Here is a 12355-nt window from a genome sequence, read left to right as displayed (position 1 = left end):
AAAGGAGCCAAGATGCTCTCAAACATCATCGGACTCGTCTCCGGCTGCGTCACGTTCCTCGGCGGCTTCCTGGTCGTCTGGGGCGCGGTCTCTCTCGGACTCGCCATCCGGGAGCAGCAGGGCGGAGCCCAGATCGCAAGCGCGATCTCGACCATCGCGGGCGGGGCGATCATCATCGCCGCCGCCATCTACTTCGGGCAGCTCGACACGTCGTGGCTCCCCGCTTAGGAAGGGCCTGGCAATGCTGTCAGTCAGGGTCCAGAAGGACATCGGTGAATACACCGAAAAAATCGTCGGCAAGCTCTCGGCCCGCACGCTCGCGTGCCTCGTCGGGGGCCTCGCCTCCGCCGTCGGCGTCGCAGCCATCTGCCGACTCGTGTTCGGGATAGAGGTGCGCGATGCGGCGCTGCCCGTCATGTGCGCGTCCATGCCGTTTTGGCTCGCGGGGTTCTGGAGGCCCCATCACTTGAAATTCGAGAAGTTCGTCCCGCTCTGGCTCGACTTCCGGCTCGAGGACCAGAGGATACTCTACCGCTCCACCCCCGCGCTCGAGGGCGCGCAGGCATCGCCTGCGCCGGGACGCCCGACGCGCAAGGCAAAACGCAAGGCGAAGAGGAAGGGGGCGGAACTGCATGCTCCGGCTTGGTAAGAACAGAGAAAAGGCGAAGAGCACGAAGCGGAATGCCGTTCGGCCCAAGGGCGGCCCGCCCGTGCGCGGCGCGCATATCCGAACCGCAGGGCTCGAGAAAGAGGAGAAGAAGGTCGAGCAGGCGGCACGCCGCAAGAGGCGCGCACGCGCCGAGGCAAAAGACGTCCTCTCCGCGATCGGCTACGACGCCTTGTACGCCGACGGGACCGCCCAAGTCGAGGAGGGGCTGTTCAGCCAGACCATCGAGTTCGGCGACATCAGCTACCAGTCGGCGCGCGAGGAGAACCAGCAGTCGGTGTTCGCGGCGATGAGCGAGCTCTACGACTACTTCGGCGCGGAAACCTCCGTGCAGCTCACCATCACCAACACGCCCATCCCGGAGCGCGAGATCGGGCGCAAGCGTTTCTTCGAGAAGAGCGACCCGCGCATCGACGGATACGTCGAGGAGTACAACCGCATCCTCAACGACAAGATGCGCGAGGGGGTTTCGAATCTCGTGCGCCACCGCTACCTCACCTTCCTCGTGGGGGCGGACGACATCGACGCAGCTGCGCCCAGGCTCGCGCGCGCACGGGGCGACGTGCAGCAGACGCTCACGCGCATCCGCTGCGAGGCGCGCATGCTCGACGGGGCCGAGCGTCTCGAGCTCATCCAGTCGCAGCTGCGCCCGGGCATTGAGCCGGCGTTCTCGTGGGACAAACTGTCCCACGAAAGCGGCCTGCGCACCAAGGATCTCATCGCGCCGTCCGTCCTTGACTTCAAGCCGGAGGGGCGCGCTGACTGCTACCGCGCAGACGGAACCTGGTGCCGCGTGATGGTGTTCCGTGCGTTCGGCAGCGACCTGGAAGACGACTGCATCGCGAACATCGTCGACCTTCCCATGCCCTTGAACGTCACGCTGCACGTCCACCCCATGGGCAAGGCGGCAGCCGTTGCCTACGTGAAGAAGCGCATCGCCTGGATGGACAAGGAGGTCATCGACGAGCAGATGAGCGCGGTGAAGAAGGGCTACGACTTCTCCATCCTGCCGCCCGAGCTCTCCCATTCGAAAGAGGAGGCGGAGGAGCTCCTCGACCAGCTCCAGAACAAGAACCAGCGCCTGTTCACCTACACGGGGCTGGTGTTCACCTACGCGGATGCGGCCGATTCCCTCGACCACCAGACCCGCCAGATCATGGCGGCGGCACGCCAGCGCTCCATCGAGGTGGAGCCGCTCGCGTACCGCCAGCGACAGGGCATGAACTCGATCCTGCCGCTGGGCCTGAACCACGTGGAGGTGTCGCGCTACATGACGACCGCGCAGATCGCCATACAGATGCCCTTCGCCTCCCAGGAGCTCAACCAGGAAGGCGGCGGATACTACGGCCAGTCCAAGCAGTCGGGCAACCTCGTAATCTGCAACCGCAAGAAGCTCGCGAGCCCCATGGGGTTCGTCTGCGGCAAGCCGGGCTCCGGCAAGAGCTTCAGCGTCAAGCGCGAGATCATGAACACGATACTCGCGTATCCCGACGACGAGGTGATCGTCTTCGACCCGGCCGGGGAATACGCGCCGGTGGTGGAGCCCGCGGGCGGGACCTGCATACGCTTCTCTCCGGACACCGACACGTTCATGAACCCCTTCGACCTCTCCGACGTCGCCGATAAGGCCAACCAGGCGCAGCTCGCCTTTAAGATCGACGCGATACTGGCGCTCTCGAGCGCGACCATGGCGGAGGGGCGAGAGGGGCTTCCCGAGGCGGACAAGTCGATCATCAGCCGCTGTGTGGAGCTTTCCTACATGCGCTGCGAGGACAAGGGGCGGCTGCCCGTGCTCGGCGACTTCTACGAGCTGCTGCTCGAGCAGGAGGAGCCCGAGGCGCGCGACATCGCGCTCCGATACGAGCGCTACGTGAAGGGCGCGCTGTCGTTCTTTAACCACCAGAGCAACGTGGGCTTCGAGAACCGCATCACCAACGTCGACTTCAAGGACCTCTCGCAGAACATGAGGGTGTTCGGCATGCTCACCGCCCTCGAGGCGGTTCGAAACCGCATGTACGCGAACTTCGAGCGCGGCGTGACCACCTGGCTCTACATCGACGAGGTGCAGAGCCTCTTCGGGCATCCCGCGATCATCAGCTACTTCTCCAAGTTCTGGGCGGAGGGGCGCAAGTTCAACCTCATCTGCACGGGCATCACCCAGAACTCGACCTACATGCTCGAGCACGAGGACGCTCGCAACATGGTCCTCAACTCCGACTTCGTGCTCCTGCACAAGCAGAGCCACCTGGATCGCAAGAGCTGGGTGGACCTGCTGGCGCTCTCGGCGCAGGAGGAGGGCTACATCGACGACTCCATCAAAGCCGGCGAGGGCCTCCTGGTGGCAGGTGGCGTGCGCGTGCCGCTCAAGGACGACTTCCCGAAAGGCGCGCTCTACGACCTTTTCAACACCAAGCCCGAGGAGATAGCCCAGATAAAGCGCGCCCAGGCATTCGCGCGGGCCCGGGAGGGCGGCGATGCCTGAGAGCGTCGCGAAATACTCGGATGGCTCGATGCGCTCCGAGGCGACGGGGCGTGCCGAGCCCCGTGCGCTCGGCTCGGGCGAGCGGCCAGACGCCCTGTCGGCGGGAATCGTCAAAGGCGCCCGCGAGCGCGCCTCCGACGTCCTTGCGCCCGAAGGAGAAGCTCGAGGGCGGCGCGCGGCGGGCTCTTCCAAACCCTCCTCTGCCAGTGCGGGGAAGGCGAAGGCGGGATCAGGCCTCGCCGCCCAGGCCGGGGGAAACCTAAAGCGCGCGATCGCCGACGCCGCCGCATCCGAGGCCGACGACACCGAGGAGCTCTCCGGCGTTGGGCGCGCGAGTGAAACCGTTCGAGCGGCCCGTTCCGTGATCGCCCGGCGCGTAGCCTCGAAGAAGGCCTCCGCCGCCTCCGGGAAGAAGAAGCCCCCGAAGGGCGCCGGCAAGCATGCCAAGGCGGGGGCCTTCGGGCGCGTTGGCACCGCGAGGGCGCAGCGCGCAGCTGCCGCCCAGGCGGCCGCGGCATCCGCCAAGGCCTCAGCATCCGCCAAGGCTGCGGCATCCGTCGGCGGAAAAAGCGCGATCGTCGGCGCGGTGTCGTCCGCCGCCGTCCCCGTCGCGGGCGTGCTCGCGGCGATCTTGGCGTTCCTGCTCGCCGTGCTCGCGGTCTCCCAGATCGTGAGCGCCCTCTTCGGCTTCTGGGAAAACGAGGCCTCCAAGGCGTCCCTCGAGGGGCTGCCGCCCTACATCACCTACGAGATGGTCGAGGAGGCGCTCGCATGCCAGGAGGAGTACGGGCATCCCGCGGGGTGCACGATCGCGCAGATCATCGTCGAGTCGGGGCAGGGCGACCACCTCTCGGGGCTCGCCACGCAGGATCACAACCTCTTCGGCATGAAGTGGGCGAGTTCGTACGCGCTGTGCGAGGAGGTCGCGGGGAAGAGCTCGTGGAGGACCGGCGAGGAGTACGGCGGAGAGCAGGTCACCGTCACGGCGGACTTCATAAGCTTCGTCGGCGACGCGGAGTGCATCCGCTTCCGCAGCCGCGTCTTCCTGCAGGCCGATCGCTACGCGGGAAACGCGCTCATACGCGAGGCGATGGAGAGCCACGACTCGGACAAGATGGCCGAGGGGCTCAAGGACGCGGGATGGGCGACGAGCTCGAGCTACGTCGAGAGCCTGAAATCCGTCATGGAGACCTACGGCCTCTACCGCTTCGACGGCATGAGCCTGGAGGATTTCAGGTCCGGGGCGCTCTCGGCGGATGCGATCGTATCCGCCGCCTACAGCCAGCTCGGGGTCCCCTACGTGTGGGGCGGGACGACGCCGGGCGTCGGCCTGGACTGCAGCGGCCTCACCCAGTACTGCTACCGCCAGGCGGGGATCTCGATCCCGCGAAACACCGAGGCTCAGTACGCCCAGGGCAAGAAGATCGCGCTCTCGGAGGCGCAGCCTGGCGACATCCTCTACCGCACGGGGCACGTCGGCATCTACATAGGGGGCGACCGCTACATCCACGCGCCCCATCGGGGCGAGGTCGTGAAGATCGCGAGCGGGATCTCGAGCTTCACCTGCGCCCTGTCGTATCGATAGGCAAGGAGCAAGAAGATGGACAAGAAGACGAAGCTGATGGCAGTATGCGCTGCGGGCGCCGCGGCGATCCTGATAGGGGCAGGGCTCGCGCGTTGCGCGATAGAGCCGAGCGAACCCGAGGCCGTCGTTCCCGTAGAGGAGCGAAGCCAGAAGACAGAGAAGGCAGACGAGTCGCTCGCGGGCTATGCGGGCACCACCTGGGAAAGCGAGGACGGCGCTTGCACGCTCGCGCTTTCAGACTCGACGATCGTCGAGTCTGGAGAGGCCGGGGTGCAGGTGATGTACTACGAGGTGCTCTCAGAGGAGTCCGGCGACGCCGGCGTCTCGGCGCAGATATCCTTCACGCGCTCGGCGGGCGAGGCCGCCTCCCAGACGCTGCTCTCCATAAGCGATGCGGGAGGCCGAAAGAGCATCTCCTGTGACGCGTTCTCGCTGTCGAAGAGCTACCTCATCGCCGAAGGCTCCGATGCCGGGCTCGAGCTTGCCGCGCACCCCTCAGAGCTAAACGACCTCCTCGATGCCGAGGACCCCGAGATCGCCTCCGCCATCGCGCAGAGGGCGTCGATCGCATCCCCGACGGCGACGCTCGCCACCTGGGACGGCGAGGTCTACATCGACTGCAACGAGGACGTCCTCACGACGTCCTTCCACCTGAACGACGCGGCTTCGACTATCGTGCAGCTCTCCCTCGACCGCGGATCCGGGGAGCTGAGCGCGCTATGAGGCGGGTGGCGGCGATGATCTCAGGCAGGCGCTTCCGCATCGCGTTCGCCTCCACCTTGCTCTTCGCGACGCTCATGCTCGTCCCGGCGTCTCCCGCCTACGCGAGCATCGCCGACGACGTGAACGCATGGCTCGCCGGGCTTCTGCGGGATGCGTGCAACTGGATGTTCACCAACCAGGTGGCGGTGCTCTCGAGCATCGGCTACGAGGGCATCATCGGCGCGGATTTCTCGCAGATGCTCACGACCGCAGGAGATGTCTCCATGTACGACATCGCGCGAGGGGTCTGGGACGCCGCGGTGCTTCCCATCGGATGCGGGGTGCTCGGGCTGGTGTTCACGGTGAAGCTCATCCAGATAAGCCAGCGCATGGACGGCAACGCCTCCTTCCCCGGCGTGAAGGAGGTCGTCTTCCTGCTGGTCTTCTTCGCGGTGTTCCTGTTCCTCATACAGAACAGCTTCGAGCTCATGGAGGCGATCTACTCGGTGGTGGGGCTCGCCATCGACCGCACGATGGCGCTTTTCGGCGCGGGCGGCGCGATGGATCTCTCTGCCGTGAGCGTGGTGACCGAAGACGACGACGTTCCGGCCCTCATCGCGCTGCTCCTGGTATCCGTCATCAGCTGGGTCGTGGTGCTCGGGGCCTACATCGTGGCGCTCGTCGTGTGCTGGGCGCGCGCCATCCAGCTCTACGTCATGGCGGCGTTCGGCCCGATCCCGCTCTCGCTCATGGCGCTCGACGACACGCGCCAGATAGGCGTCGGCTACCTGAAGAACTTCACCGCGGTGTGCCTGGCGGGGCTCATCATCCTGATCCTGCTCATCGCCTTCCCGCTCATCCTGGGCGGGCTCACCGGGGCGAGCACCTCGACGGGAACCCCCATCGACGGCATCGCGACCGGACTCACCTACGCGCTCCAGTACCTGGCGATGTGCGTGCTTTTGATCCTGTCGCTCGTCAAGAGCGGCGCTTGGGCGCGCGACATCGTATCCGGGGTTTGATCTTGTCGGAAGGATCTCTGAAAGGGGGTGGTCGCCTTGGACGGCTGAGGGGCTTTCGACGGTACGGATAGGCAGGCGGGCTTCCACATCGACAACCGCCTGCGAGGATGCAAAGAAAGGGGCATGGAATGCCTGAGAAGAAGAACACCTACCTCACGCTCCACAAGAACTTCGTGCGGACCGACATCGAGTACACCGACCGGGAGACCGGAGAGGTACGCACCTTCAACTCCGTGACGCTGCCGAAGGGCACGGTAGTCGACGGGGTTGACGTAAGCTACTACCAGTTCAGCCCGATGTTCGTAAACGAATCCCGCTACCGCGGCGAGAACTACCGAGACATCCCGCTTCTGACGGATAGCGAGGTGTGGCTCAAGAAGAGCGTGCTCGACGAGGACGGCCAGCCGGTGCTCGACGAGCGAGGAAAGCCCGCCAAGAACATCGTGCGCGTCATGCCGGCGCAGATCAAGGAGGCGCTCGACCGCAACCGCAGCGAGTACCTGCAGAGCCTCTCCGAGAAGGCGCGCGGCGCGCGAGAAGGCTCCGAGCGCCTGGGAAACGGCGCTGAGCGCGCCGCCCAGAGCCGCGAGAGCATCGCGATGTAGGGGGAGGTCGCGAGAAATGAAAGAGAAAACGGTGGAGAGGATAACCTCCTCGAAGATCGTGCGCGTGGCCATGGTGATGGCGCTCGCGCTGTCCGTCGCCATCGTCCCCGCGCCCGCGTACGCCGCCGGAAACGTGAGCGTCTCGATCGGTCGCGACATCCCCTATGCGGGATACAACACCACGGACATGAGCGCGGACGGGCAGGTCGCCTACTGCATCGAGCCCATGCGCGGAACGCCGGCGGCAGGATCGTATGCCACGAGCCCGGCAGAGGACCTGGCCGCCGCCATGTGGTTCTCCTTCGGCGCCCCCGGATTCGACGAGTCCATGTGGCCCGACTCCTGGTACGACGGCAGCGGCATGGACAACGACAAATACCAGGTCGCGAGCCACATCCTGCTCTCCTACGCGAACCTCGGATCCGCAGCGCAGGCGACCTACGGCACGAACGCCGATTTCGCTTCCTGGGCGGAGCGCGAGGTGATCGGGGGCACTTGGAACAAGATCTGCTCGCGCGCAGACGAGGTCTCGACCGGGTTCTCCGCCTTCAGGATCGACACGGGCCCCGGCTCCCAGGAGCTTGCGAGCTTCTCCTGGCATCGCGGCGGCGTGAAGATCGCCAAGGTCGATGCGCAAGCCGGCGCAGGCGAGCAGGGCGACGCCTCGCTCGAAGGCGCCGAGTTCGCCATCGTCAACGCATCGGGGATGAGCTCCTACGTGGACGGCCGCAGCTACGCCGACGGCGAGACGGTCATGACCATCTCCACCTCCTGGGACGGATCGGCCTACACGGCGCAGACCGCAGCCGATGCGCTGCCGTGCGGCACCTACCGCATCGTGGAGGCGAACGCTCCGGAAGGCTACCTTCCCTGGGAAGGCGAGCTCGAGTTTGCCATCGAGAGCGACGGGCAGATCGTCGACCTTTCCGGCGACCCCGTGCAAGACGACGCGATACGCGGCGGCGTGCAGGTGACGAAGGCCGACGCGGAGCTCGGAGAGTCCGAGGCGGTAGGCGGAAACGGGCATGCGGCAGACGGCGTTGGCACGACGCTCTCCGGCATCGAGTTCACCATAACGAACGCCTCCGAAAACAAGGTCCTCGTAGGCGATGCCTGGTACGAGCCGGGCGAGGCCGTCGCCGCCATCGAGACCGAGTGGGACGAGGAAATCGGCTCCTACATCGCCAAGACCGCCCCCGACGCGCTGCCCTACGGCACCTACACCATCCAGGAGACCGCGACCAACGACTCCTACCTGCTCACCGACGGCGAGCCCAGGGCCTTCGAGATCCGAACCGACGGCCTCGTCGTGACGGCGGATGCCGAAGGCGGCGAGCTCGCCTTCTACAACCAGGTCGTCCGCAACGACCTCAAGCTCTCCAAGAAGGCCGCCGACACCAACGCGAGCCTGCAAGTTCCCTTCGCCATCACCAACGTGGCGACCGGCGAGACCCACGTGCTGGTGACCGACCGCAACGGCCAGGCATCGACCGAGGCGAGCTGGAACAAGCACACGCTCAACACCAACGGCAACGACCACCTGCTCGAGGCGGAGGCCATCACCTCCGAAATGATGGACCCGTCGGCCGGCATCTGGTTCGGGCTGGGCGAGGACGGCTCCACGGCTCCTGCCAACGACGCGCTCGCCGCGCTGCCTTTCGGCCAGTACATGCTCGAGGAGCTTCCCTGCGAGGCGAACGAGGGCTACGAGCTCGTGACCAAGACCTTCTGGATCGAGCGCGACTCCGGCGTGGCGGAGGCCGTCTGGATGACGCTCGACGACCAGGAAGGGCCGAAGATCGGAACGCAGGCGGCGGACGCGGCCGACGGCGACCAGATCGCCCAGGCGGACGAGCAGGTGACGATCGTCGATACCGTCTACTACGAGAACCTCGAGTTCGGCGGCACGTACACCCTCACAGGAACCCTCATGGTCAAGTCAACCGGCGAGCCCCTGCTCGACGCGGAGGGCAACACCGTGACCGCCACCAAGGAGTTCGCGGCCGACAACACGAACGGCTCGGTCAACATCGAGTTCACCTTCGACGCGAGCTTGCTCGCGGGCGAGGATGTCGTGGCTTTCGAGAGCCTGGTCAAGGACGGCATCGAGGTGGCAGTTCATGCCGACATCGAGGACGAGGGGCAGACGCTGCACTTTGTCGACATCGGCACCACGGCGACCGACGCCGCGGACGGCGACAAGCTCGTGACGGGCTCCGAGGTGGTAATCGCAGACGAGGTTGCCTTCGAGGGACTGACCCCGGGCGAGGCCTACACGCTCGAGGCGACGCTCATGGACGCCGAGACGGGCGAGCCGCTGCGAAGCGGCGAGGGGCTTCTCGCCGCCGATGTGACCTCGACCGTCGGGTTCGCACCTGAGGCCGCCGAAGGCACCCAGGTAGTCGAGCTCTCCTTCGACTCGACCAACCTCGGCGGGCACCGACTGGTGGTGTTCGAGAAGCTGCTCGATGCCGAAGGAACCGTCCTCGCGGTGCACGAGGACATCGAGGATGAAGGGCAGTCCGTCACGGTCGTCGAGATCGGGACCGCACTCGTCGACGCAGCCGATGGCGACCACGTGATCGAGAGCGGGACGGTCGCCGTCGTGGATACCGTCGAGTACAGGGGGCTCATCGCAGGCGAGACCTACACCGCCCACGGCACCATCATGGACAAGAAGACAGGTCTTCCCCTCGAGGACGCCGATGGCAACCCCGTGACCTCCACCGCCGAGTTCGCTGCGGAAGGCTCGGAGGGAACCGTCGAGGTCGCCTTCGAGTTCGATGCGTCCAAGCTCGAGGAAGGCGCTGCCCTCGTGGCGTTCGAGGAGATGCTCGACGTGAACGGAAACGTCATCGCAGTGCACCAGGACATCGACGACGAGGGCCAGACGGTCGTCGTGGACAATCCCGAGACCCCGGAGGTTCCCGGTTCTCCCTATGACAAGACGGGCGGCGACCTGCTTCCCGTATGGGCGGTGATCGGCGTTCTGATCGTCGGCGGCGCCGCTGCGGGCGCTTACGCGCTTCACGGTCGCATCCGTCATAACGCAGCAGATAGCGTCGGAGACGCAGACGGGGTTTCCGGGGAATAGCCGAGTTTCCGGTTGATCGAAGAGGGCGGGGCGGTGATGAGCCTCCCCGCCCGATTTTCTGGAGGTTCGCATGAGCACGAATATCAAACGGCGATTCGCGGTCCTTGTGGCCTTGACGGCGATTGTGGGGGCTGCGGCGCTGGGGTTGTGGCTTTTCGGCATTCACGACAGGGCGGCCGATGTAGACCCCTCTCCTATCTCGGGGGACGTCGCCGAACACGGGGAGGATGACGGTTTTCACGCAGTCGATTGGGAATACTGGCTGTCCGTGAACCCCGATATCGTGGCCTGGGTGAGCGTCCCCGGAACCAACGTCGACTATCCGGTGGTGCAGGCGAGCGCCGACGATCCGACCTTCTACCTCGACCACGACGTCTACCGCGGCTGGAACCCCTACGGATGCCCCTACCTCGACGCCGGCTGCGCGGAGCGGGGGATCGACAGCCCGCTCGCGCTAATGTTCGCCCACCACATGAACGACGGCAGCATGTTCTCGGCATTCGCAGGCTACTCCGACAGGGGGTTCGCAGAGGCCCACTACGAGATCCTCCTGCAGACGCCCGAGGGGGACATTCGCCTGAACGTCATCGCGGCGGACGTCGTGGACTCCAATGCCGAGCACAAGCGCTTGGAGTTCGCCGACGATGAGGAGCTCGACTCCTGGCTAGAGGAGCTTCTGGCCGAAGCGGACGTCGTGCTCGACGCCGACGTCGAGACGGATAGCGTCAAGGCGTTCTGCACCTGCAGCTACGGCAGGTGGAACGGGCACGAGAGGACGATAGTGTATGCGCGGGAGGAGGTGGAGTGATGCAGTCGACCATATGCTTCTTCATCGGAATGGCGATGATGGCGTGTGCGATCGTGGGGCACGTCTGCATTCGGGTGGGCGCCATGAGCGAGCATGAGGAGATGCTCGCCGAGGGCAAGCGGGAACCCTAGGCTGCTTTCGGCAAAAAAATAGGGCAGAAACGCTTTCGCGATCCCGCCCCGCAAACCCGAAGGTTTCTGTCTGGCTATAATTATCGTGATTGCGGCCCGTTTGTCAAATCGAGCATATAGGATTTACCAGTATCACCATTGGCTCAGCCATGCCTGGAAGACCTTTGACAGAAAGTCGTATGCCGAGATGATAGTCGTGTTCCCCCTGTACCAATCCGAGTTCTCCTCTGCACGTTGCCTAAATGCCAGGAATCCGTCGTATGCTCTCGCCTGCCTTTCTCGGGCGACGAAACGGTTGCAGGCATAGGCGAGCACCGTCGTCTGGAGCACTCGCGGATTGCGCATCTTGGATCGTCTCAGGCGCTTCGAGACACCTGCGTCGCCGAGCGCTTTCGCGACCGATGCGGGGTATCTCGTCGGCGTGGCCGAGGAGATACCCAAGCCGTTGATGATGGCGCTCGAATGGGCAGCGGCGTTCCTGAGCGAATTCGCTCGCCTGAGAAGGTAATGGTCGTCTCTCATTTCCGTATCGCCCCATCGATTTGCGCAGAAGAGGTAGAAGCTGGCAAACGCGCCGAACGACGACAGCTCCAGGAACACCCATGCCGGCATCTCGTCTAGCGGATAGCGCTCGACGAGCGGTCCGAGGTAGGCGTCGTTCTCCAAGCGCGAGATCTCGCCTTCGCGCCTGTTGCGCTCGGTGTGGTTGAGGTGCGTGAGGTAGTCGGCGAGGACGGAGTAGCCGTCCTCGTTGCGATTGTCGGTTATTTTCTCGACGAGTTTTGTCTTGGCGGCGTTCTCCACGTCGAGTGTGAGCGGCAGCAGGAACCTGCGCAGTTCCTGGTCTATCCCCGCGAGGTCGACCAGTTGCCCGAAGTCGAGGCCGGCGTACTCGCCGTCATGCGCTCCGCCGATGCGCTTTGGGAAGAGCACGCGGTACGCCGCAAGGCGGAAGTAGTGGTCCTGCTCGGAGAGGATGTGAGCGGCCTCTCCCTCGTCGCACAGCTCGAAGGTCACGCCCTTGGACTTCAGGTGCTCTATCTGCTCCTCGACGGTGAGCTTGGGCTTTCTTTTATTATCATCTGCGATTTCGTTCATAGCTTCGATCTTTCGTGCTTGGATAGGGATCGGTCTCAAGGGACGGAATGCGCGCCGTTTCTCAATTATCCTTCTTTTCGCATGCAATTGCGCGTGAAACGGCGATCGGAAGGTGCGCCTTGCCTACATGAACCGGAACACCGCCTTGAACATCCAGCGGA

General features: G+C 64.9%; 11 protein-coding genes. 10 read left to right on the top strand and 1 reads right to left on the bottom strand.

Annotation, left to right across the window (positions count from 1 at the left end):
* The first annotated feature begins 12 nt into the window (after positions 1 to 12).
* From NE591_RS01670 to NE591_RS01625, 10 genes are all read left to right on the top strand, one after another.
* A complete protein-coding gene (locus tag NE591_RS01670) occupies positions 13 to 228 on the top strand; it encodes a hypothetical protein (RefSeq protein WP_013978966.1) in 216 nt (71 codons plus the stop codon).
* Positions 229 to 241: 13 nt separating this feature from the next.
* The gene (locus NE591_RS01665; RefSeq protein ID WP_139912160.1) at positions 242 to 649 is read left to right on the top strand and encodes a PrgI family protein; all 408 of its coding nucleotides are present in this window, start codon (positions 242 to 244) and stop codon (positions 647 to 649) included.
* Positions 633 to 3149 (top strand): VirB4-like conjugal transfer ATPase, CD1110 family, encoded by a 2517-nt coding sequence (locus tag NE591_RS01660; RefSeq protein WP_227070794.1) that lies wholly within the window; start codon positions 633 to 635, stop codon positions 3147 to 3149. The genes NE591_RS01665 and NE591_RS01660 overlap by 17 nt, the downstream gene beginning before the upstream one ends.
* Positions 3142 to 4734 (top strand): NlpC/P60 family protein, encoded by a 1593-nt coding sequence (locus tag NE591_RS01655; protein ID WP_256156250.1) that lies wholly within the window; start codon positions 3142 to 3144, stop codon positions 4732 to 4734. Before NE591_RS01660 ends, NE591_RS01655 begins: the two co-directional genes overlap by 8 nt.
* Before the next feature lie 15 nt (positions 4735 to 4749).
* Entirely contained in the window at positions 4750 to 5457 is a 708-nt protein-coding gene (locus NE591_RS01650) for a hypothetical protein (protein ID WP_227070804.1), read from the top strand.
* 14 nt (positions 5458 to 5471) lie between these two features.
* Positions 5472 to 6458 carry a conjugal transfer protein TrbL gene (locus tag NE591_RS01645; RefSeq protein ID WP_227070803.1) on the top strand — a complete coding sequence of 329 codons (987 nt, stop codon included), beginning with the start codon at positions 5472 to 5474 and terminating at the stop codon, positions 6456 to 6458.
* A gap of 128 nt (positions 6459 to 6586) precedes the next feature.
* Positions 6587 to 7063, top strand: coding sequence for a DNA gyrase (locus tag NE591_RS01640; RefSeq protein ID WP_227070802.1), 477 nt, complete (start codon positions 6587 to 6589; stop codon positions 7061 to 7063).
* 16 nt (positions 7064 to 7079) lie between these two features.
* Complete coding sequence (locus tag NE591_RS01635; protein WP_256156249.1) at positions 7080 to 10157, top strand: VaFE repeat-containing surface-anchored protein; 3078 nt, start codon at positions 7080 to 7082, stop codon at positions 10155 to 10157.
* A gap of 70 nt (positions 10158 to 10227) precedes the next feature.
* Positions 10228 to 10965, top strand: a complete 738-nt coding sequence (locus NE591_RS01630; RefSeq protein ID WP_227070382.1) for a class B sortase — start codon at positions 10228 to 10230, stop codon at positions 10963 to 10965.
* The gene (locus NE591_RS01625) at positions 10965 to 11096 is read left to right on the top strand and encodes a DNA-binding protein (RefSeq protein ID WP_227070383.1); all 132 of its coding nucleotides are present in this window, start codon (positions 10965 to 10967) and stop codon (positions 11094 to 11096) included. Before NE591_RS01630 ends, NE591_RS01625 begins: the two co-directional genes overlap by 1 nt.
* A 132-nt stretch (positions 11097 to 11228) precedes the next feature.
* Here the strand turns inward: NE591_RS01625 and NE591_RS01620 are convergent, their stop codons facing one another.
* Positions 11229 to 12194 (bottom strand): Abi family protein, encoded by a 966-nt coding sequence (locus NE591_RS01620; protein ID WP_256156248.1) that lies wholly within the window; start codon positions 12192 to 12194, stop codon positions 11229 to 11231.
* Positions 12195 to 12355 lie beyond the last annotated feature (161 nt).

It is taken from the genome of Adlercreutzia sp. DFI.6.23 (assembly GCF_024462535.1).
GTDB lineage: Bacteria > Actinomycetota > Coriobacteriia > Coriobacteriales > Eggerthellaceae > Adlercreutzia > Adlercreutzia rubneri.
This window is presented reverse-complemented; position numbering and strand designations above follow the sequence as displayed.